This is a genomic window from Leptospira idonii, assembly GCF_004770995.1.
Taxonomy (GTDB): domain Bacteria; phylum Spirochaetota; class Leptospiria; order Leptospirales; family Leptospiraceae; genus Leptospira_A; species Leptospira_A idonii.
On record NZ_RQHW01000065.1, the window covers coordinates 99,784 to 122,606 of the forward strand.

Here is a 22,823-nt window from a genome sequence, read left to right on the forward strand (position 1 = left end):
TTAAGGTGTGAGTGAGTCCTTATTTTCCTTGTCCACCACCGCATTCACGCACTTTGGAACCGGTAGAAATCGCACCAGATTTTTGAAGCATTTGCTCTAGTTTGATCTTGTTTTTACAATCATCTTCATCGAAATCTAGGTTTGCTCCATCGAAGTGAACTTCGAAAGTATCTGCCAATACTCTGAGTTCATCAAAGAAAAGGTAAACCATCTCTCCTCCTGTTTGAGGATTAGAACGGATTTTGAATTGTTTGAAGATCAAGTTACGAGTTGCCGGGAAAGCAACCGCTTCTTGTGGGATCGCAGGTGGAATATCGATTTGCAAAGGTCTCCAACCAACGAAGTCCAAAGAACCGAATTGGAAGATATGGCTGTTTCCATTGTAGTCTTCCAACCAACCTTCTAGGTTGTATTCGTTTCCACGTCCCAAAACCCATACGGAAATCGCTTTCACGTTTCCTGGAGTTTCAATCCCGTAAACTTTTTCGAATTTCTTTTGATTGCTGTCATCGATATAAGGTCTTGCTCGAGTGATTTCATACTCAGGAGTACGAGGAGGACGAACAGTTACCACGTTATAACCAGGGTAAGTGAATTGGAATTTCACTCCCAATACTTTTGCATTGGTAGGATCCACATTCTTTACGTCTCCCGGTTTACCAGGAACAAGTTTCACTTCTCTAATTACAAGAGGAGACTTCACCGGATCATTCAATACGGGAGTGTATTTGTTAGTCTCATCGTATTTGATATCTCCGGAACCGTCTTTCGTCACTGAATCTTTATCAGTGAAAACTTCCCATCCGTAAGCTGCCGCCGCAGGAGGAGCATCCCAAGATTCGATTGTGATCGCCTTGAGTTCCATGGAAGTGATATCATTTCCGTTGGAAGTAGTAACTCCTCCGGAAATGCGATACTGTGCTTGCGCTACCCCGATCAACATGCAGGAAGCAAGAATCGTAGATGCAATCGTTAATAATTTTTTATTTTCCATTTGAATGCCTATTACCCTTCTCTTACCAGTTGTCCTTGATTTCCGAACCAGGGTATTTCGACTCCGAACGATCTGTACGAACTTGCAGATCATCTACATAGAAGTAAAAATCTCCAGCCACTTCATGAACGTCGGAAGTTACAAACAAGGAAACAAAGTGCAGGTTTTTATCCAATAGAGCAAAACGAGTGCTTTGTGGGATAAAACCGGGAATGGTCGCAGTCAACTTTCTCCATCCGAAGAAGTCTAGTTTACCTAAACGAACATTATGAGTAGTATCTTTGTAATCGCGAAATTTAGCGTAAAGAGTATGGCGGTATTTTCTACCCAAGACCCAAACCGAAATTTGACGCACTTTTCCTTTGATGATGAATTCGTGAGGAGGAAGTAACTCTACACGATCGAATCCTTTAGAAGCAAAATGAGTTTTAACTCCCAAGATGTGATTCTTTTCGATTTTATCACCGCCGCTATCTGGAACCGTTTTATCATCGAAAACATCCTTAATGAGTCCACGTTGCACTAGTTTTAGTGTTTTCGTTTCCCCAAGAGGAGTCGTTGATTTGACTCTCCAGTCTTCCGCCTCTTCAAAGTCGTCCAAAACGACTTTTTTAAGAGGACTATCATCCTCATTTGTTTGCGCTCCTGGTTGTCCGGTGCCGGTATCGGCTTGCGCGTACAACATTCCTATTGAAAGGAAGAGGCCTAACATAAGTTTGGTCATTCCTAATTTCCCCATGAAACTCACTCCTAAAAGGCTCCTAACTCCGGGTCTTTGGTATTATCATTATCGGATATTTGGCTTTTGAATTTATGCAAGATTTCGATCATTCGATCGATTCCTTCAGCAGGAAGAAAAATCGAAGACTTTTTGCTATTCGACCATTCCGAAACCTTCAGGTAAAAGCCAGCTTGGTTTTTCTTTAAATCCACCAGGAAGGTCTTATTCTGTGTAACGATCTTCTCGGTTAGGATTTCGGGGTCCACCATGCATTCCTTCTCCCTGCCTACTCCTAATTATCGGAAACCAATGCCCATTCCTTAGCTGTAATAGGAAGAATCATAGGAATGGAAAAGGTTTTTTCACCGATACGTGAGAAAATTTACAAAGTTTGGTCGATTTTCGTCTTTTTTCTTCTCAAATTAGGAACTTAAACGAATCGTCTGCGAAGTTCTCTTGCGTATGCCAAGTCGTTCGTCAATTTGCGAAGTCTTTTGATATAGTAATGAGTTACTTCTTTGTAGAATTTAATCTCCATATCCCTGTTTTTAGCGAACATTTCTTGCAGATCTTTGTAACGAAGCTCATACAATTCGGAGATTTCTTTGGCTTCTACCTTTGCAGATCTCTTTTCGGAATCGAAAAAAGGCAATTCTCCGAAATGATCTCCTTCGCTGATGGTCACTAAATTCACATCATCCCCTTGGCTAGTGGCAGTAGAGATTTGAAGGGTTCCGTACTTCACAATATACATAGATTCAGCTTCTTCCCCTACATCGTAGAGGACATTTCGTGCAGGCAAGTGCACTTCATGGATTTTTTCTGCAATATGAAGCAATTCGTCTTGGTTTAAGGTGTGAAAGAGGTATATTTTTTTTAGACTCTCTACTTTCGGATTCATACAACTCCTAGGATTTCCTAATGAAAATTGTCCGATTTGTCATTTTGGCAAGAGAAAATTGTTTTGTAGCAGAAACTGGGAAAGATAAAAAAAATCCCGCAAGATAAGCCCTGCAGGAATTTTAAGTGGAAACATAGAATAGGCTGAATTTGAAAACTTGAAAAAGTCACAAACTCAATGACATTTTACCCAAAAATTTATTGTATGCCAAGCGTACAAGTACGATGAAATTATGGAAAAAATATGGTATTTACAGAACCTAGACCGGAAACCTTAAAAAACAGAGGGAAATCATGAGTTCAAAAAAGAAAGTGATCCTTGTAGAAGATCATGCTGTCACTAGAGTCGGAGTCAAACATGTGGTGAACTCCTCTACAGATTTCGAAGTTGTTGGTGAAGCGGAACACTCTTCTCAAATTGCGCCCCTACTCAAAGAAAAAACTCCCGATTTCCTTCTTTTGGATCTACGCATTCCAGGAGAAAACGTACTCAATATGGTGAAGGAGTGGAAAAAAGAATTTCCTCAACTTAAAGTGGTAACTCTTACCATGTTGGATGAACAACCAATCGTTCATTCTGCCATAGAAGCGGGAGTCGACGGATACCTTTTGAAATCGGACGACTTAAGCAGCCTAACCAAAAACCTAAGTGAAATCGCTTTAGGAAAAACAGTATATTCTAAAAACCTAAAACTAAGCTTCAATCGCAAACCGCAAGACGGCAAAGTGGCGAACAAAAAAGAAAAACAGATTTTGACTCTTCTGGGACAAGGAAAAACTTACCAGGAAATAGGAACTGAGATCGGCCTTTCCAAAAGAACCGTAGAATACCACGTGGGAAGACTCAAAGACCGATTCAATTCCAAAACGGTAGCGGAACTGATCGGCCGAGCCAAAGAACAGATGTTAATTTAAGGAAAGAAGTTTTTTAATTTCGGAAATTAATTTTTCCTCGGAGACTGTTTTCCTTAAAAAAGCGTCTCCTCCTACAGCGAGCACATCTTCCTCCAGTTTTTTCCCCGTATTCGGATCGGTTTGAGAACTGGAAAGAAGAAGAGCTCGGATCTCCACCATATCCTGATCCGCATATAACTCTTTCAAAAATTCCAAACCCGTTTTTTCAGGCATTGCGAAATCGACGATGATCAAATCGGGTTTCAATTTCATCACGGAACGAAGAGCATGGTCAGGAAATTCTTCTTCCCAAATGATACAAGGAAGTTGTTTCAGGATTTTACGAAGCTGACTTCTATACCCCGGGTTATCATCTAACAAAAGTACTACTTTTTCGAAATTTGGAAGGTAAAATTTGAAAGTGGAACCTTCTCCTTCTTTGGAGACCACTTCCAATCTTCCTCCGTGGCGGTCGGCTACTTCCTTACAGAAGGCAAGCCCTACTCCCGCACCCATTTCGTCGCTTGTTCCTTTTCGTAGATAAATGTACCCTTCTTCGAATATATTTTGAATCCAATAATTAGGGAATCCTACTCCTGTATCCTGGATGGAAAAACACCATTCCTTGTTTTCTTCGGACAAACTGAGAGTGATGGTTCCTCCCGGATGGGTGAACTTGATGGCATTGGTCACGAAATTCCAAAGAAGATGTTCAATTAGGTTGGGGTCTCCCATCCCGATGGAAGATTCCTCGATATGGGAAACCAATTGCAGCTTTTTGGCCTCCATCAAAGGCCTTGCCTTTTCCTGAATGGATTCCAAAAGAAGATAATAATCGAACAATTGATAGTCGGGAAAAACGGTGGCGTTCTGGAAACGAGAATATTGTATCAGCTCTTCCACCATAGAGAGAAGGTTTTTCAAGCCGGAAGATGCATCTCCCAAAACCTGCTTCGCCCTATCAGGAGAAAGGCTAGGAGGATTTTCCGTAAGTAGTCCTACGACGGAAGAGATCCCGAACAAAGGAGAACGAATGTCGTGAGAGACGATAGAGATGAATTTGTCTTTCATTTCGCCCGCTTTTTCCGCCTTTTCCTTTTCTCTTCTGAGTTCGATCGTTTTCCAATCCACTTCCTTTCGCAGGTTCAAAGTGAGATACTCCGCCGTTTCCCAAGCATGGGAATTGCGGCTGGAGATGATCACAGCAAGTCCGATGGAATAGGCGGTGAATCCGAATTCAGTCAAAAAAGGAAGATCCCATCTTTTGAAAAATACGACTGAGTCGTAAATTGTAGTACCTATGATGATTAAGGAACCGATCAAAAACACCACTCCTTGGTAACGAGTTTCTCTTTCCTGGATGGATTTGACTGCGGCATACAAGGAAGAAAGAAGCACTAAAACCATATAAACCTGAGTGACTTGCAGAAGTTTCGTATAGACCTGATAAGGAGTCAAACAGGAGACAAGGAAAAACAAAATAACGGGCGCTAAATAATAGAATTTCAGTTTTTGTTTTAATATAGGAGCGAAAAACGAAAAGAAAAACAATATGGAAAAGAGCTGAACCGATATGAATGCTAGATATTCCAGCCGTATCTGCAGCATCTCCATAAAGTCGCTCGGTTCGAACCACCCCCTTGTGATTCTTTCGAAAAGAAGGATGCGGACAAGCCAAGAAAAACAAAGTAGAGAATACCATAAAGTGGCTCTTTCCTTCGATCGATGCAAAAAGAGTACGATGTGATATAAAGCCAAAAGAAAAAACACGCCTGCGAAAAATAACTTTTTTCTTTCCTTGTAACGAAGGAAGAGAAGCATTCTTCCCGGATCTCCTAAAACGGGACTGTAATAAGCCCCTCCTCTGGAGTATAAATAATTGGAAACTTGAAGATAAATCACGCTTCCTGGATGAGCTCGGAAAGCACTCGCATTCTCGGTATAATAGCCGATGCTTTCCTCCTGAGTTTTGGAAATTTTCCCGGAGGATCCAAGTAAAGTCAAACCTTGTCCTTCATTCCAAACAAACAGTTTATAGGCGGAAGAAGCTTCTTTCAAATAGATCATGAGAGGAGTGGGTTCATCCACAAGAAGCTTCAACCTGTAAGTCACATATCCGTGTGCAGGAAGATTCTGGTTCACCCAATACCCAGGAATGGCCAAAGAAACAGGAGTCTTTTTATCTAAGGCTTTGAATTCTTCCGGAGTAATAGGAAGTTCTCCCGGAAAGGCATCCCAATCTCCTGCTAAGGGAAATGGTTCTAAAAATTTGGTTTGGATTCCCCTTAGATCCAAACTTCCTTTTTCGATGGGAATCTTTTGAGAGATGAGTCCCGCTTCGTTTTTGCAGGAAACGGTCATCAGGAAAAAAAATAAAAATAAATAGATAAGGTTCAATTTTTTGTATAATTTCATATTACCAACCGCCTCCTCCCCCGCCTCCCGAAGAAGAAGATCCGCTGCCGGACGATGATGATGAAGAAGGAACAGAATAGGAAGATTGAGTGGAAAGAAGAGACATCGATTCCCAAGAACCGCTGGCACCTCCTCCTCCGAACGAACCTCCCCCCGCAGTGAAACCGGAAACATTTCCGGACTGCGAAGAAGAAACGAAAAAGACAGATCTTCCTTTTTCCCTAGGAACCACAACTTCAATGCTTTGGTCCGGGACAGGAAACAAATGAATACAATCCTTTTTTTCTTTCTGCCTTTGAATTACTTCATCATTCAAATCCAGCGCAGGTAAATACAAACCTGTCTGCGAATTTATGGAACACTTTTTTTCATTACGAAGTAAATTGCGGAAGTATTCCCTTACAAGATAGATCTCTTTTGCAAAGGAAATTTTTTTACCATTTTGAAAATCGCTTCTTAAATAAACGGGAACGATTCCGAAACAGATCGCCCATAAAATATAATATAAAAAACCGCTGAAATGCAGATGCGAATTGTAAATGAGAAACACGAAAGATACCCACACGGCAAAAGTGCTGACCACAAACTTGATGCTCTGCCGAGCCAAAGAATTCTTTTGAAAAAGACGGTAATCGGAATGATCGTCCGAATAGAGAGCCACTCCTAATACGGAAAGAAAACAGCTGAAAAAAATCTGTAGATAGAAGGATGTAAGAGAAATTTTATTGGAAGAGAAAAATTCAGAACACAAAAAATACAAAACGGCGATCAGTATTAAAATAAAGATCACCAAAACCACGGGATACTTTCCCAAAAAGGAAAATCTGGAAATATATTTTTTCTCATCTCCTCTCTGGACAAACTGCAAATAGACGGAAGACCGAACTTCGGAAGATAAGGAAAAATCTTTCTTCTTATTTCGATAGAATTCCTTGATCTGTTTTCCGGAAACGGAATCGTTCGTTTTTAAAAGTAAAGATTCCAGGATGATCTGGTCATGAACGGGGAAACGATCCAAAGGAACCAGCCTTCGGATCCAAGTTTCAGAATCCTTATTTGTTATTTCCAGCCAACCTAACTTAACAAAGGGGGTAAACCAGGATTCAACAACTCCATTCTTCGTTTTATATGCGAATTCCACAGGACTCAAATCTTTCCAAATGTTCCTAGCCTCTTCCAAGGACTGAATCTCTTTGCCTGGAGAAAATAAGCCTTTTCTTTTTGCAATTTGATAAAGAACGAATTGAAACAAGGCCAAAAAGAAAAACGGAAATAGGGCGATGCCCGTACGTTTGAGAAAATAGAAAAAAGTCGATTCGTAATTTTCGGGAGAATCATTCCCCGTCCAAACGAGTTCTCTTTCCAAGAGGAATGTATCTCCCGGAAAAAGATCCGTTTTTTCCATTGTGGCTTCTTCGTTCCAAACGGACTCCATCCGCCACTTGTCTTCTACGTTCCAAAGAACTGAAATTTTCTCAATGTTTCCCTTTCTGTCGGAAAAGGAAAACTCATGGTTCAATCGATATTTTCCTGAAATCGTTTTTTCAAGCAAATTGCCATATTCGAACTTTAATTTGTATTTGAGAATTTTATCATCGAACAAAGGTTCATCGATATTTCTTGCTCTCCAATAAACGGATAGGTCATCAGGATAGTATTGATATTGTCCTTTGATCTCCTGACTGCCCTCTTCCATTTTTTCCCAAACCCCGTTTTGATTTTGGAATTCCATTCCGTGAAAAATAAGGTCTTGGTTGAATCCCAATTTGAACTTGCGGTAGGCGCCGTTCCAATCCCCTTCGAAACGGATGTTTTGTTCCTCTTCTACAAAAAGAGTTCCTCGGTTGGTGAGAGTGGCTCGGATGGAAATGGAAGGCCAGTCCAAAGATTTTGCAAATAGTTGTGAGATGGAGAAAACGGGAAATAAAATGAGAAAAAAGGGAATGATTTGATTCATTTCGATTCCCGAACTATGATCTTTGCTTGCAGATTCTCGGCTCCTCTTTCAAATCTTGAAAATCGAAAGGAAGTACGATGGCAAAGAAAGATACTAAGGAATTCATCCAAGAGATTCAATCAGGTTATGATCACAAAGGAAAGTCCATTTTTTTAGGAGCAGGCATTTTTGAAGGGAAAACGAATTTAGAAGCAAAAGTATCTATCCCTCTTGCGACTCTCAATCGACACGGACTCATTGCAGGAGCAACCGGTACAGGAAAAACCAAAACCTTACAACTTCTTTCCGAAGGTTTGGCGAAAGAAGGAATTCCCGTTCTACTTATGGATATCAAAGGGGATCTTTCCGGAATCGCAAAGGAAGGAGAGAAAAAAGAACCAATTGAAAAAAGAAGCAAAGACTTGGGGATCTCCTGGAAAGGAGAAGGTTTTCCCGTAGAGTTTCTGACTCTTTCCCAAGAACCTGGTGCAAAACTAAAAGCGACTGCGGCAGAATTCGGCCCCGTTCTTTTCTCTCGTATCTTAGATTTGAACGACACTCAAATGGGAGTGATCGCGTTGATTTTTAAATACTGCGATGATTTGGGAATTCCTCTTCTTGATCTGAAAGACATCAAAAAAGCACTTCAATATCTTACGGACGAAGGCAAGGAAGAAATCGCAAAAAAATACGGAGCGATTTCCACAAGCTCCGCATCTACCATCTTAAGAAAAATCATAGAGTTGGAAGGACAAGGAGGAGAGGTCTTCTTCGGAGAACCATCTTTCGATGTTTCCGATCTTCTGGAGAAAAAAGGCGACAAAGGCCAGATCAGCATTATCCGCCTAACGGACATTCAAAGCAAACCTAGACTTTTTTCCACATTCATGTTGTCCCTTCTCACTGAAATTTACGCAAACTTTCCGGAAGCAGGAGACTTGGACAAACCGAAATTGGCCATATTCATCGATGAAGCCCATCTCGTTTTTGACGAGGCTTCCAAAACTCTTGTGGATCAAATCGAAAGTATGGTAAGATTGATTCGTTCCAAAGGAGTGGGAATCTTTTTCTGCACTCAATCTCCTACGGACATCCCTTCTCCCGTTTTGGCACAGTTAGGACTGAAAGTACAACATGCGTTACGTGCTTTTACTGCGAATGACAGAAAGGCAATCAAACAAGCTTCTGAAAACTATCCGATCACTGATTTTTACGAAGTAGCGGAAGAAATCACTCAGATGGGAATCGGAGAAGCTTTCGTAACAGCACTTAACTCCAAAGGGATTCCTACTCCTCTTGTAAGAACTCTTTTGGCGCCCCCTGCTTCCCGAATGGACATTTTGACTCCTACGGAAATAGACAAAATCGTTTCTTCCTCTGATTTGGTTTCTAAATATTCCAAAGAAATCGATAGAGAATCCGCTTATGAAATCCTTGGGAAAAAAATTGATAACATTGCGGAAGGAGAAGAAGAAGCGGAAATCGAAGAAACGGGAGAATCCAACAAAAGAAAAAAAAGAACCAAAGAAAAGGAAGACCCCGGATTTTTGGAATCTCTTGCTAAGAACCCTCTCGCCAGAGACGTAGGAAGAACCGTCGCCAGAGAAGTCACAAGAGGACTCTTGGGAATGTTAGGCGTCACTTCCACAAAAAAATCCAGAAGGAAATAGACAAGGATCTTCGATTTTTAACTTAAAACTTTAAATGGAAACAGAACAAAACGATTTATTTCAGCCTTCTTTAGAGAAGAAGGTTGCTGTACCTCTCTATTCCCAAAATGCCTCATTTTATGTGGCATTTTTCGGGGGGATCTTCAGCATCATTTTCTTTCAGAGCCTAAACTCCTTCAAATTGAAAAGGTTTAAAATAGATTTTATTTTTTATCTTTTCTGGATGGGAGTGGGTCTCACTCTTCCTTTTTTTGAAACTCATAAATTGGTAAGCAGAATGATGGCTCTTGCCGCTTATGCAAATTTCTACTTCCTTCACAAGAAGTATCACAAAGCGAACGAACTGTTCGGAACAGAATCTCCCTCTCCATGGAAACCAGGGATTTTTTGCAGTTTAGCGGGAATTTCCATTACGATCACCGCTTATATGATCGCAAAGGCTTATCGATGAGTTCAGACAAATACGATCGACTGGATCAAATCTCCAACCTTATTGCAATCAAACGTTTCGATGAAGCGATGAGGATTTGTGAAACAGAACTCAGTTATCAGCCAGACGATACAGATTTTTTATATCATAAGGCAAGATGCCTGATCCTAAAAGACAATTGGGCAGAAGCAGAAATCATCACCCAATCTGTATTAAACCAATCTCCAGAATCTGCTCCTTTTTTACTTCTGCAGTTTTCCATTTTCAAACAAAATAAACAATTCAGGGAAGCGGAAGAGATCCTTCTGTCCCTTTTGAAAAATTATCCGGAAGATGCCGACTTGTATGCAGAATATGCAATTTTACTAATACAAAATTTCCATTTGGATAAAGCGAGAAAACTGATCCAAGAAGGGTTTCGACTGGATCCTGAAAATTCAGAAATCATGATTGCTAACTGTCTTCTTTCTATGACGGAAGGAAAAACACCCGAACACTCTCTCTCCAAACTGATTTCAGAACACCCCGATCACCAAAATACATGTATACTTTTAGGCAATCATTTGATTGAAGAAGGCAAATACTCGCAGGCATTTTCCATCTTCCAAAGCTTATTTTTAGTTAACCCGGATGATACAGAAACAAAAGACATTCTCATTCGACTGAAAGTAAAAAAGAGCCCTTTCAGTTGGATTCTATATCCTTTGAACCGCTTCAAAAACATTGGCATAATTTTTTTCTGGGCATTTTTTATTGGAGCGACTTACGGACTGAAAAAACTGGGTTATACGACTGCATCAGGAATCATCTCTATGATCTGGATTGTTTACTGTATTTATAGCTGGATTGTTCCCAGCGCATTGCGTTTTTGGTATCAAAAAAGAGGTTTTTAATGGACATCAAAAGAATTGAAGCAGAACTCCTAAAAAACCCATTTAACTTTGATTTAAGATTAAAATATGCGAATTTACTCTTAGAGCTAGAAAGATACGAAGATTCTCTTCAGCAGTTTTTAATTTTGGACAATGGAACGCATTCGACCGTGGAGCTTAAATTAAAGATATGTGACTTGTATATGAATCAAGGAGATCAAGACAACGCTAGAAAATATTACAAAGAAGCTAAGGCGATGGGTCTTCCGGATGACTTCGAAGAGTTTGATGAATTGGAGGAAATTCAATCCGCCCAACCTTCCATAAAACCACCTAAACCTGTTTTTTTCTCAGAGATCATTGGAATGGATTCTTTGAAAAAAACAGTTCGTTTGAAAATCATTGAACCGTTTAAAAATGTAGGTTTGTTTCAGAAATTCAAAAAAGATGCGGGAGGAGGAGTTCTTCTCTATGGACCACCTGGCTGCGGTAAAACGATGCTTGCAAAAGCAATCGCTACAGAATGCAATGCAGAATTTTTCAGCATAGAACTCAGCGATATTCTCAACTTATGGATTGGAGAAAGCGAAAGAAATTTAGCAGCAGCTTTCGACAGAGCCAGAAGTTCCACGCCGAGTGTACTTTTTATTGATGAACTGGATGCACTCGCTTATTCTAGATCGAAAACCCAAAACGAAAGTTCCAGAAAACTAGTGAATGAATTTTTAACTCAATTGGATGGGATTTCCGCAAACAACCAAGGAATGCTTATATTAGGAGCTACGAATATGCCTTGGGATGTGGATTCTGCCATGAAACGACCAGGCCGATTTTCCAGAGTGATCTTTGTCCCTCCTCCGGATGAGGCAGCAAGAGCGGCACTCTTCGAATCCAAATTAGAGGGAGTTCCCAAAAAAGGAATCCAATACTCGCTTTTGGCTTCCCAATCCCCCCATTTTTCTGGAGCGGACATAGACGGAGTCATTGAATTCGCCAAAGAAAATGTCATTTCCGATATTTTGGAATCTGGAAAAGAAAGAGAGATTGAAACTTCAGACCTAATTTTAGGCATCAAAGAAAGAGCTCCCTCTACCATGGATTGGTTGAAAACTGCAAAAAATCTGGTGAAATTCGGAGATCCGGACGGGCAATATAAGGATGTAAAGGTTTATCTGAAGGAAAGTAAGATGTATTAGTGTAGTACCTCCTACAAATCTTCCCCTTTTCCCTTCTTCTGAACGATTTCTGCATCCTTTCTAGTCCTCCTACTGCCCCAACTAGATTTTAGCACTCTTTACATGAAAGTGCTTGCCGATTTGCCTCCCCAATTTTAACATGGCTCTAAGACTTAGCACTCATTTGTGAATTCTGCTAAGTCCTCTCAAGAAAAGAATACTTAAATCAATCAAGGAGACTTACCCTATGGCATCGATCAAACCGTTGGGAGATAGAGTGGTAGTTGAGCCTAAATCAGAGGCTGAAGAAAAAATTGGTTCCATCATCGTACCTGATACTGCGAAAGAAAAACCACAAGAAGGTAAAGTAACCGCTGTTGGCCAAGGAAAATACGAAGATGGCAAGCTCGTTCCATTGGAAGTTAAAGTAGGAGATACAGTTCTCTACGGAAAATATTCCGGAACAGAAATCAAACAAGCCGGTAAGGATTATCTTATCATTCGTGAAAGCGACATCCTCGCTATCGTTACCAACTAAACTATTATAGGAAAGAATCATGGCTAAGAATATAGAATTTGATGAATCAGCTCGTAGAAAACTACTTTCAGGAGTGAACAAACTTGCGAACGCAGTGAAAGTCACTCTCGGACCAAAAGGCCGTAACGTAGTGATCGACAAAAAATTCGGAGCTCCTACCATCACAAAAGACGGTGTAACAGTCGCTAAAGAAATCGAATTGGAAGATGCGATTGAAAACATGGGTGCTCAAATGGTAAAAGAAGTTTCCACAAAAACCAACGACATCGCTGGTGATGGAACTACTACTGCTACTATTTTGGCACAAGCGATCATCAACGAAGGTTTGAAGAACGTAACTGCAGGCGCAAACCCTATGGCTCTGAAACACGGAATCGACAAAGCAGTCGTTTCTGCAGTGGAAGAAATCAAAAAAAGATCCATTAAAATCAACAGCAAAGCGGAATACGCAAACGTTGCGACTATCTCCGCAAACAACGATCCAGAAATCGGAAACCTAATCGCTCAAGCTTTTGACAAAGTAGGTAAAGAAGGTGTGATCACTGTTGATGAAGCAAAATCAATCGAAACAACTCTTGATATCGTAGAAGGTATGCAGTTCGACAGAGGATACATTTCTCCTTATATGGTGACTGATCCTGAAGCGATGATCGCTACTTTCGCAGATCCGTTCATCCTTATTTACGACAAAAAAATCGCTTCGATGAAAGACCTTCTTCCTGTGCTTGAAAAAATCGCACAAGCAGGAAGACCTCTTGTGATCATCGCCGAAGAAGTAGAAGGCGAAGCTCTTGCTACTATCGTCGTAAACACTCTTAGAAAAACAATTCAGTGTGTGGCTGTAAAAGCTCCTGGTTTTGGCGACAGAAGAAAAGCAATGTTGGAAGACATCGCAATTCTTACAGGCGGTCAAGTGATCTCCGAAGATCTAGGAATGAAACTGGAAAACGCTGACGTGAAGATGTTAGGCCGTGCTAAAAAAGTGGTAGTAGATAAAGAAAACACTACAATCATCGAAGGAGCAGGTTCAAGCAAAGACATCCAAGGTCGTGTGAACCAAATCAAAAAACAAATTGAAGACACTACTTCCGATTACGATCGCGAAAAATTGCAAGAACGCCTAGCTAAGTTAGCTGGTGGTGTTGCTGTAATTCACGTTGGTGCCGCTACTGAAGTAGAAATGAAAGAGAAAAAAGCTCGTGTAGAGGACGCTCTTTCTGCAACTCGTGCCGCTGTGGAAGAAGGTATCGTTCCTGGTGGTGGATTGACACTTCTTCGTGCTCAAGAAGCCGTAAAAGGATTAAAACTTGCAGGCGATGAGCAAACAGGTGCGAACATCATCCTACGCGCTTTGGAAGAGCCGATCAGAATGATCACTTCTAACGCTGGTTTGGAAGGTTCCGTAATCGTAGAACAAGCGCGTGCGAAAACAGGAAACGAAGGTTTCAACGCTCTTACTATGGTTTGGGAAGACCTAATCAAAGCTGGTGTGGTTGATCCTGCGAAAGTGGTTCGTTCCGCTCTTCAAAATGCAGCTTCTATCGGTGCGATGATTCTCACTACAGAAGTTACCATCACTGACAAACCTGAGCCGAAAGATAGCGGCGCTGGTGCTGCCGGTATGGGAGGAATGGGTGGTATGGGAGGCATGGGCGGAATGATGTAATCGTTCCCCCTACCGAACCATCCGTTCGAAAAGAAAGCCTAAGGGGATTTCCTCTTAGGCTTTTGTTTTTAGTGGTGGGTGGGGCGAAACTTCGAAAAACACGATATGATGAATTTTAATGAGATATCCTTCGGGTTTTTAACAGAGCATGAAGAATTATTTCCTTACTATGATGAAGAGGAAACATCGCCTGAAGATGAAAAATTTATTCTCATCAAATACAAGGCATTTAACCCATATTTACTCAAAAGTCTTGAATTAGGCGTACAATCCAAAATTGAAAGTCTAAAACTAGATCTATATTAAACCCATCTATCGATAAGGACGATACAAACTATGACTTACGGAACTGTTGCCTTTTCTCAATCATCCTAATTCCTAGAATGTAATCCTAGTTTGTTTCCTTCCGTATCAAGGAACAAAGCAAAGAAGCCCATTTCAGGACTGATTTCCGTTTTGTTTACAATGATTTTTCCACCGTTTTTCTCAATTTTATCTAAAGTGGGCTGTAAATCATTTCCTGCATTTAGATAAATCACAGCTCCGTTCTTTGTAGGAACGTAATCATTTCCTTTGACTAAAACGACATACGCTGCATCTCCACTTTCAGGGAACACACCCATCTGCACCCCTTCCATATCCATTTTCTCAATCGTAATCCCTAAAACCGTTTGGTAGAATCCGATTGCTCTTGAAAAATCCGTAGTAGGGATTTCGACAATAGATACGAATTTTTGATTCGATGTTTCCGAGCTAACTTTATCTTCTTTTTTGCAATTGCTCATTCCCATTCCAAGAATGATTGCAGTAATGATTAACAATTGTTTCATTGATTCCTCGTTTCTTTTTCATAGTTTATCCCAAAGAAGATGAACAAAATTGTAAAAATACGACAGATTAAGATTATTCTTCTGAATAAATAAGAGAGGATAGAATCATTGTTTCGTTACCAAAGAACTTTTTAGGATTCATTCCTGTAAACTCTTTGAAATCTTTTATGAAATGAGCTTGGTCGAAATAATCACTCTCGTAAGCAATTTGAGTCAGACTTGTAGATTGTCCTTTGAGAAGCATTTTTAAAGCGGTTTGCAAGCGAATGATTTTCCCCAGTTTTTTTGGACTGATTCCAATCTGCTTTTGGAATTTTCTTTCCAACTGCCTTCTTTTGGCAAGGTCCTCTTCCAGAATATCATTGATAGAAATACTTCCGTTTGCCGTCATAATTGCATCAATCGTCGTCTTTACGATCTGATCTACCGTTGATTTTTCTCTCAGTTTACTCAAAAGAAAAGCTTCTACAATTCGTATTCTCTCTTGTGTATTTGCCGCTTGAACGATTTTCGATTTCAATTCCTTGGCAATCTCTTCACCGAATAAAAATTCCAGAGGTGTTTCTTTATTTGCCAAACTCTCAACAGACACATTCACAAAGTTAGCAATTCCATAAGGATAAAACTTAACCGCAAAGGAATCCACATATCCTGTCGGTTCAATGTAAAAAGGTTCGGTGATTTGTCCGATCACCATTGCTCTAGGCTGAAAAATAAAATCATTTTCAAAAGTATAACGTTTGATATCTTCTCCCAGAATAAAAGCCATTTCGATACAGCCATCAGGAAGAATTTGTTGTCGTTCATAATGACTTTCAGCCGGTATTTCCAACGTCCAATAACATTTAACAAGAGAATCTAAATCCGCTTTCGGTGAGAAGGTTTCGTATTTCATAAAAAAATCCTTTTAAATTGCATTGCAATATAACCATATAATTGAAAATTTATTTCTGTGTTTTTATTTCATTCTATAAAATATATCAAAGCAGATAATGCCGATTTAGTTCTCTGCTTTATCGTATATGTTTCTTTAGCAAAATAAATGCTCAAGGACAACCGAGACTCTTCCGAAAATTTCAAATATTTCAACATACAAACTCAATTCAATGCCTTTGCGATTGAAGGCTCTTGCGATATATCCATTTTAGGCAAGCTCAAAGAACATAAGAAAGTATACATTCCTGATGTTTATGAAAACTCTAAATTATATTCCAAACCTTTCTTTCTCAGGACCGAAGTTCGATGTACATCACTTTCGGATCTCTCCCAATATAAAAATAGGTTCCATAATTTTCGGATTGTTTCATTACAATTTCGACTCAATTTCCTCTTCAAGGAAAGATATAATGGTAAATCAAAATCTTTCATAAATTTATGGACAATCCGCTTCACTTACGATTCAAGAAGATTCGAATTTGCACATGGATTATATCATATACATTACGAAGACAATGTTCTTATTACTTATATTTTTCGTTATCGGGGAGTTTTTCTATCGATCTTCTCAAATTAAGTTTTTTGATCCCGCATTGTCCGAGGAATTGAACATGTATAGCCAAAGAGATGATATATTGATTTCTGATCTAAGCGAAACCAATTCAATAATTTAAATATGTAAAATCCGGCTCTTAAAAATACACTATTATAACATAGAAGGATAACTAAGAATTATATATGTGCCGCAGAATGGCATGGAAAGAAAATACTTGAAAGATTTATGATCAAAATTTCTTCCTGTAGCTTCATTTCTAAATCCGATAAAACATACAGCGCCAAAAGGCATTCCGATTGTATGAAGGGTACCGGCAACTAAATCATAAGAAAAAGCCAAAGGATATACAGGCATCAAACCAAACCTCATTTGATTTGTATTCATTTTAGAAATACTATGATCAGAAATATTCTCAAATTTAGGAACACCGGTTATTTCATAATAATCAACTTGATTTTCATCCTGTGCAAAAATAGGGATCTTAAATTTCATGTAGACTGAATCTGTATTGATCCATTCTTCTTTACTCAATAATTTAGCATCTATTTTCTTTGTATTTGGGATAGGCTTACATTCGGAAAAGACTACTTCCAAATATCGATAAGGGGATTTAATGTAAGTGCAAAGATTTTTAAATATTACTGATTCATTCTGAATATCGGCTTCAATGATTATAACATTTTCAGGCGTAATACTCCAAGAGTGAAGTTTTTTAATTTTATATACACTTTTTTCATTTGTGATGGCGTTAGTAACCTTTTCGGTCATTCGAAAAGTATAACATGAAGTCACAAGAGTCATTGTTATAAGGATTATATTTAGCTGGCGATATCTCATAAGTATTTTCTTTATTGAGTAAGATCAAAGAATCTTACCATCCTCTTCCGGATTTGCTAATCCTGCCTCGCTCAGACACATATCCCAGACCTATTTCATTGTAAAAGAAAAAAATACCATTATAAAACTTCCAAAATAATCAAAGTGATGTCGTCGTGAGGGAGACCATCTAACGAAAGTTCTTTTTTGAACTCATCGATGATGGAATGAACCGCCAAATTACTTGGCAGACTCACCGCATCGAAAAAACATTTTTTCAATTTTTCGGAGCCGAATTCCTCTCCTGTTTTATCCAGCTCTTCCGTCAAACCGTCCGTATAAAACAAAAACTTATCCCCTACTTCAAAAGGATACTCCTCTTCAAAAAAACTCAAGTTTTCCAGAATGCCCAGAGGTTTGCCTTTTGGTTTGATTTCGTTGATCTCTCCCTTGGAACGACTCCAATGAAAACAAGAAGGATGCCCCGCACTGGAAACGGTAAAATGCATCTTTTCCCGATCCAAATAAAAATAAGAAGCAGTTGTGAATCTTCCCTGAGATCTTTTCACCAAATCGTCGTTCATTGCAGCCAATAAAAAACAAGGATTCGTCCAATATTGATGATTTTGAAAAAAAGCGAATTTGGATAGGGATGCAATAATAGACGCACCTAATCCATGTCCTACGACATCTGCGATTAAAATTCCGTATTTACGGTTTCCAAGGGCCTGAAAATCGTAAAAGTCTCCCCCTACTTCATGGGAAGGCTGATAATAAACGGCGATTTTCATATTTTCCCAATTAGGCGGGCTGGGAGGTAAAATCGCATTTTGAATTCTCGCGGCAGTTACGATCTCTTTCTGCAAAGCCACATATCTCACTTCTGAATCGCGAAAGATATGTTCTCCGTAAAGAGACAAAGAAAGTACGAATAAAAAAAATCCCCAAGGCGCCAGTCTACCGATTGCGTGAACCAAATCCATCGCAACAAGAATGTCATGTCCGTTGAAAACCAAAAGTATCAATGCACCGATGGCAAGTATCCAGGCTCTAGGTTTACCGGAAACGATTTCACTCCATGCGATTAAAACCTGAAGGATGAGAGACGGCAGAGAAACCCATGCAAATGTAATCAATGCTAAAGTAAAAGTGACCGCACCAGAAAACGCTAAAGTCAGTATCACAATGCTGAAAACGATATGGAACTGCCATAACATTCGTATGATGTTCATCCTTCCGACTCCGAAGAGTTTATCGAAAAAATACAAACCGGAGATGGGGATGGCAAACAATGTCAGAACGAAAATATAAAAATCAGGAAGACTGTCGTCATAGAAAAAATATCCCCAAAAACCTACCTGGGACATAAAATGAAGCCCTGATACCAAAGAGAATATGGTAAATGCGATGAGAGATCTTTTTTTTCTGCGCAGATAAAGATAACTGGAAAATACACCTAACACAATGAAGAAAAAACCGATCCCTGCGAAAGACTGATTTCTATTTTCCAATGCTTTGTAATTCGAAGTCAGATCGGAATAAACGGGAGACTCGGTAAAACCAACGGGGAAATTATTTTCCGAGAAGAAAATCACATATAAGTTTTGATTTTTGCAGGATTCGGGAAGAGCAATGACAGGAAAAAAGGAAGAATCGTATTTTCTTTGATAGGTGATATTTCCGGAGGCATTCGCTTTTTTTTCCAAAGAGAATTGTCTGGAGATTTTTTCAGAGCCGCAGTAGATATCATACAACCTGGCCCCTCCCCGAATGTAAAGGGAAGGGTGTTCATTCTCTCCCCCTCCTGTCCATTTTTTGCGGGCAATGAAGATGTTTCCTGTAGGATGTTCCATCGAGATATGAGGGATTCTATATTGTTTATAACCGGGAGCTTTGTTTTCCTCATCGGGACTAAACTCGAAAAACCTTTCTTCATCGACCCAGCGCATTTCCCACCCGCTTCTCCAATCCTCCGCATGATACGGAAGAAAAACATCGGAACAGGAAAAAAACAAAGGCAAACAAATAACAAATGAAATGTGAAAAAAAGGACGTAAGCCGGAAAAAATATTCATCTGCGGAAAAGACATATCTCAATCATCCTCATGATTTTCATTCGATTCGACGGATAAGTTTTTCCGCTCATTGATCTTATTTTTGATCCTTCTCGCTTTGTCCTTTTTTCTTTTTGCAATTTTTAATCTTTCCGTTTCTTTATCGGAAGCAGATCCTTCGGTAATTCCCGATAGGCGCTCACATAACAAAGCTCTTGCTTTATATCGATTCAATCCCTGCGTGCGATACACGGAACATTTTACGCTGATACCTGTCGGTTTATGAACTAGAAAAACTGCGGTAGATACTTTATTGACGTTCTGTCCCCCTTTCCCACCGGAACGGACAAAACTTTCATCCAAATCGGATTCTAAAATTTTGAGTTCCCCCATTCTTTTCCGAAGCGATTCGTTTTTTTCCACCGATACGGGAAAGGATAGGGGCATTTGAATATCTTAGGTTTTGGAATCTTGTCAAGAAATTTTTGACGAATTTAGATTAAGACATCGATTCGATAGCAAGGATTCTGCGGCGTAAGTCTGAGGCATCCTCGTAATTCTCGATCTGAATGGCATTGAATTTTTGGATATAAAGACTGACTAGTTCATCCCCTAACTTTCCGGGAAACACAAGCGCCTTTCTGAAATTATCGATATCCAATTGAGGATGGTGGTTTTGGAAATAATCCACAATGCGATCCATTTTCAAACGAGTCGCTTCTTTGGCGATCCCGGAAGAATTACGAAACTCCAAAGAAAGATTGGCCAAAGTTTCCAAAGGCTGTGCGATTCCCTCGATTTTATCGTCAACGACTGTAGACATTTTCTTTTCCTTGGATTTACAGAACTCTACGTAACGCATCACCATGGAATTGAACTGCTCCATCCTTTCTTGGATGTATTGATTTGCTTGGTCTTTTTCTTCCGGCATTTGGAAGTCGGGAAGCTGAACCACATCGTAAAGTTGGATGTTGTCCGATAAAATTTTCAATAATTCGTCTTTAGAGGATAAGGCGACAGGAGGAAAGGTCACTACCGGATAATTGTCCCCGATTTTGAGGAAACTCACTACTACATTGGAAGCGATGATTTTCCCTCCGGGGGCGATCGGATTCTCCCCGAAGACATGGCAATAGGCAATTAGATTGCCTGTAGGATTCGGTTTGGAGCCTCGTTCAAAGTTCATACTCTTACTCTCTTTAGACTCCAAACTCTTGAAAGAAACAACTGATTTTTAATCTTCCCATAAAGCAATTTGAGATTCTAGATTTTTCACTATGTTTGCATACGAATCGTTCAGTGGTCCTTTCGATTCCGCTAAGATCGCAGGCGTTCCCGATTCACCGGATCGCATTACCTCCACAGTAAGAGGAACGGAACCTAGTTCAGGCACTCCTATCTGCGCCGCCAATTTTCCTCCTCCCCCTTTGGAGAAAAGATCTGTGACATGTCCGCATTTAGGGCATGCAAAACCCGACATATTTTCAACGATACCTAAGATAGGGATTTTCACTTGTTTGAACATCGCAGCAGCTCTTCCCGCATCCAGGACGGCTACATCTTGAGGAGTTGTCACAATCACGGCGCCATCCAAATCGATGAGCTGCGCCAAAGACAATTGAACATCTCCCGTACCGGGAGGAAGGTCGATGAGAAGATAATCCAACTCTCCCCATACCACATCGTATAAGAACTGTTCAATCGCTTTTCCAAGCATAGGTCCCCGCCAAACAACAGGTTGATCCTCTGCCACCAAAAACGAGAAGGAAATAAGTTTTAATCCGTGTTTGTCGAGAGGATAAATTTTATCTTCTTCCGACTTCAAAGCGACTCTACCATTCACTCCGAACATTTTTCCCAGAGACGGTCCGTAGATATCTGCATCCAGAATACCTACTTTTTTACCAGCCTTCAAAAGTGCAGAGGCTAAGTTGGCGGTGACGGTAGACTTTCCGACTCCCCCTTTTCCGGATCCGACCGCGATCACTTTTTTGACTCCGACGATTCTATTCCCGTCTTCCATCTTCATATTCTGGTCGACTTCGAACTTAATCTTTACCTTTCCGGCACCTTCCAATTTGGAAACAAGCTGTCTTGTTTGTGCTTCCAGTCCGATCTGCAATCGTCTGTCATTATTAGGTGTTTTGATGAAAATTTGAATTCCGTCGTCGGTAGGTTCCACCTTCGCGACCATTCCCAAACTCACTATGTCTTTTTTGAGTTCGGGGTGTTTCACTTGCATCAACTGTCTTTGTATGGAAGTCAGGTCCGGTTTTGCATTTGCCATATAATCTATCCTTACACTACGCCGTTTTCTTCATCGAGAAAAACAAGAGGGCTTTCCTTAAATTCGTTTTTATTTTTCAAATATATATATCGTTTGAATGAATACTGACCGTTGTTATCTTTTTCGATCAAATGGAATCCGCATTCATGGCCTGAATCGGAAAGTCTGGTACTGGATGCGGAATTCACGATGTAAAACGGCATCAAGTTCCCCGGTTTTTTGATCCAATTCGTGTGCGTATGACCATGTAAATATAAGGACGGCGGTTGGGAATTTAAAGATTTTGCCACATCGGCACGATTGCTCATTTTATGACCGCTTGATTCCTCCTGCCCTTTGGGATTCCAGAGGGGATGGTGGCAGACAAGCACGTAGTCTTTTTTCTGTTTTTCAAATGTTTCGCCGATCACTTCCAAAGGAACGTATCCGTTGGCCTTGGCAATGGGCAAAGGTTGGTTGGAATCCCATCCGATAAAACTTTGGCCTGCGATCTCTTTTCTTCTTAAATAATAAGAGGAAGAAAGGGATTCTCCCAAATAATCGCCGAAATGTTTTTCGAACAAAGATTCGGGTTTTAAGGACTCTTTTTTATAACGATCGTGATTTCCTGGAATGAGGAAGGCTTTTTCATTTAAAACGGGACTTAGTATTTTTTTTGCGCGAATAAATTCACTTTCATGGGAAACATTCGTAATGTCCCCTGAAATCACTAATGCATCATATTCTAAATCTTGAATGGTAGAGATAAGAGTCTCTACCAGCTTCATGGGATATTTTTTTCTTCTGCGAAGACTGTAATTCAAATACCCTATGACGGATTTCCCTCTCAAGGAGAACAAAGGCAGATGAGTCGGAAAATGAAGATCGGAAATATGAATGATTTTCATTCTGAGATTTCCATTACCCCCAGAACATCCCCTTTTTTAACGACGGAGCCCGATTCTATTTTGATTTCTTTCAGGATTCCCGTGTAAGGAGATTCTACAGGGAATGCGGCTTTGTCCGTAACTAACTCTATGACTTCGTCTCCCTGATTGATTTTTTGACCGGGAAGAAACAACCAGCGCACCAATTCTATCTTTTCCGTATCACCTAAATCGGGAGTTTTTAAGAGGAATTCTTTCATTAGACCA

At 40.0% G+C, this 22,823-nt stretch carries 23 protein-coding genes; 8 read left to right on the forward strand and 15 right to left on the reverse strand.

Annotated elements, in window-relative coordinates; genetic code table 11:
- Positions 1-19 precede the first annotated feature (19 nt).
- From flaA1 to EHS15_RS16600, 4 genes are all read right to left on the reverse strand, one after another.
- On the reverse strand, positions 20-994 hold the full coding sequence (gene flaA1 / locus EHS15_RS16585; RefSeq protein WP_135761700.1) for a flagellar filament outer layer protein FlaA1: 975 nt from the start codon (positions 992-994) through the stop codon (positions 20-22).
- A 22-nt stretch (positions 995-1,016) separates the two neighbouring features.
- Complete coding sequence (gene flaA2, locus EHS15_RS16590) at positions 1,017-1,733, reverse strand: flagellar filament outer layer protein FlaA2 (protein WP_135761779.1); 717 nt, start codon at positions 1,731-1,733, stop codon at positions 1,017-1,019.
- Between the two features lie 11 nt (positions 1,734-1,744).
- The gene (locus EHS15_RS16595) at positions 1,745-1,981 is read right to left on the reverse strand and encodes a DNA-binding protein (protein ID WP_135761780.1); all 237 of its coding nucleotides are present in this window, start codon (positions 1,979-1,981) and stop codon (positions 1,745-1,747) included.
- A 164-nt stretch (positions 1,982-2,145) separates the two neighbouring features.
- Positions 2,146-2,616: a cyclic nucleotide-binding domain-containing protein gene (locus EHS15_RS16600; RefSeq protein WP_135761701.1), complete on the reverse strand. Its 471-nt coding sequence runs from the start codon at positions 2,614-2,616 to the stop codon at positions 2,146-2,148.
- Between the two features lie 293 nt (positions 2,617-2,909).
- Between EHS15_RS16600 and EHS15_RS16605 the strand changes: the two genes are divergently transcribed.
- Complete coding sequence (locus tag EHS15_RS16605) at positions 2,910-3,530, forward strand: response regulator transcription factor (RefSeq protein WP_135761702.1); 621 nt, start codon at positions 2,910-2,912, stop codon at positions 3,528-3,530.
- Here the strand turns inward: EHS15_RS16605 and EHS15_RS16610 are convergent.
- Positions 3,522-5,924, reverse strand: coding sequence for a hybrid sensor histidine kinase/response regulator (locus tag EHS15_RS16610; protein ID WP_135761703.1), 2,403 nt, complete (start codon positions 5,922-5,924; stop codon positions 3,522-3,524). The genes EHS15_RS16605 and EHS15_RS16610 overlap by 9 nt on opposite strands.
- Position 5,925: 1 nt before the next feature.
- Positions 5,926-7,881, reverse strand: coding sequence for a hypothetical protein (locus tag EHS15_RS16615; protein WP_135761704.1), 1,956 nt, complete (start codon positions 7,879-7,881; stop codon positions 5,926-5,928).
- Between the two features lie 77 nt (positions 7,882-7,958).
- Here EHS15_RS16615 and EHS15_RS16620 point away from each other — a divergent pair, with 77 nt between their 5' ends.
- From EHS15_RS16620 to EHS15_RS16650, 7 genes are all read left to right on the forward strand, one after another.
- Positions 7,959-9,530 carry a helicase HerA-like domain-containing protein gene (locus EHS15_RS16620; RefSeq protein WP_135761705.1) on the forward strand — a complete coding sequence of 524 codons (1,572 nt, stop codon included), beginning with the start codon at positions 7,959-7,961 and terminating at the stop codon, positions 9,528-9,530.
- A 34-nt stretch (positions 9,531-9,564) separates the two neighbouring features.
- Positions 9,565-9,981 carry a hypothetical protein gene (locus EHS15_RS16625; protein ID WP_135761706.1) on the forward strand — a complete coding sequence of 139 codons (417 nt, stop codon included), beginning with the start codon at positions 9,565-9,567 and terminating at the stop codon, positions 9,979-9,981.
- Entirely contained in the window at positions 9,978-10,853 is an 876-nt protein-coding gene (locus EHS15_RS16630) for a tetratricopeptide repeat protein (protein WP_167884267.1), read from the forward strand. The genes EHS15_RS16625 and EHS15_RS16630 overlap by 4 nt, the downstream gene beginning before the upstream one ends.
- A complete protein-coding gene (locus EHS15_RS16635; protein ID WP_135761708.1) occupies positions 10,853-12,028 on the forward strand; it encodes an AAA family ATPase in 1,176 nt (391 codons plus the stop codon). The genes EHS15_RS16630 and EHS15_RS16635 overlap by 1 nt, the downstream gene beginning before the upstream one ends.
- A gap of 226 nt (positions 12,029-12,254) precedes the next feature.
- Positions 12,255-12,545: a co-chaperone GroES gene (gene groES, locus EHS15_RS16640; protein ID WP_135761709.1), complete on the forward strand. Its 291-nt coding sequence runs from the start codon at positions 12,255-12,257 to the stop codon at positions 12,543-12,545.
- Between the two features lie 19 nt (positions 12,546-12,564).
- Positions 12,565-14,211, forward strand: coding sequence for a chaperonin GroEL (gene groL, locus EHS15_RS16645; protein WP_135761710.1), 1,647 nt, complete (start codon positions 12,565-12,567; stop codon positions 14,209-14,211).
- A gap of 105 nt (positions 14,212-14,316) precedes the next feature.
- Positions 14,317-14,517 carry a hypothetical protein gene (locus tag EHS15_RS16650; protein ID WP_135761711.1) on the forward strand — a complete coding sequence of 67 codons (201 nt, stop codon included), beginning with the start codon at positions 14,317-14,319 and terminating at the stop codon, positions 14,515-14,517.
- Between the two features lie 65 nt (positions 14,518-14,582).
- Here EHS15_RS16650 and EHS15_RS16655 read toward each other — a convergent pair whose 3' ends face one another.
- The 9 genes from EHS15_RS16655 to EHS15_RS16695 form a co-directional block, all read right to left on the reverse strand.
- Entirely contained in the window at positions 14,583-15,041 is a 459-nt protein-coding gene (locus tag EHS15_RS16655; protein ID WP_135761712.1) for a VOC family protein, read from the reverse strand.
- Between the two features lie 73 nt (positions 15,042-15,114).
- The gene (locus EHS15_RS16660; protein WP_135761713.1) at positions 15,115-15,936 is read right to left on the reverse strand and encodes an AraC family transcriptional regulator; all 822 of its coding nucleotides are present in this window, start codon (positions 15,934-15,936) and stop codon (positions 15,115-15,117) included.
- A 747-nt stretch (positions 15,937-16,683) separates the two neighbouring features.
- Entirely contained in the window at positions 16,684-17,301 is a 618-nt protein-coding gene (locus tag EHS15_RS16665) for a hypothetical protein (RefSeq protein ID WP_135761714.1), read from the reverse strand.
- A 188-nt stretch (positions 17,302-17,489) separates the two neighbouring features.
- Positions 17,490-19,439, reverse strand: coding sequence for a PP2C family protein-serine/threonine phosphatase (locus EHS15_RS16670; protein WP_246052254.1), 1,950 nt, complete (start codon positions 19,437-19,439; stop codon positions 17,490-17,492).
- 3 nt (positions 19,440-19,442) lie between these two features.
- A complete protein-coding gene (locus tag EHS15_RS16675) occupies positions 19,443-19,850 on the reverse strand; it encodes a peptide chain release factor family protein (protein WP_135761715.1) in 408 nt (135 codons plus the stop codon).
- A gap of 52 nt (positions 19,851-19,902) precedes the next feature.
- Positions 19,903-20,589, reverse strand: a complete 687-nt coding sequence (locus EHS15_RS16680) for a hypothetical protein (RefSeq protein WP_135761716.1) — start codon at positions 20,587-20,589, stop codon at positions 19,903-19,905.
- Between the two features lie 48 nt (positions 20,590-20,637).
- Entirely contained in the window at positions 20,638-21,690 is a 1,053-nt protein-coding gene (locus tag EHS15_RS16685; RefSeq protein WP_135761717.1) for an Mrp/NBP35 family ATP-binding protein, read from the reverse strand.
- An 11-nt stretch (positions 21,691-21,701) separates the two neighbouring features.
- The gene (locus EHS15_RS16690) at positions 21,702-22,577 is read right to left on the reverse strand and encodes a metallophosphoesterase family protein (protein WP_135761718.1); all 876 of its coding nucleotides are present in this window, start codon (positions 22,575-22,577) and stop codon (positions 21,702-21,704) included.
- A complete protein-coding gene (locus EHS15_RS16695; protein ID WP_135761719.1) occupies positions 22,574-22,816 on the reverse strand; it encodes a biotin/lipoyl-containing protein in 243 nt (80 codons plus the stop codon). The genes EHS15_RS16690 and EHS15_RS16695 overlap by 4 nt, the downstream gene beginning before the upstream one ends.
- Positions 22,817-22,823 lie beyond the last annotated feature (7 nt).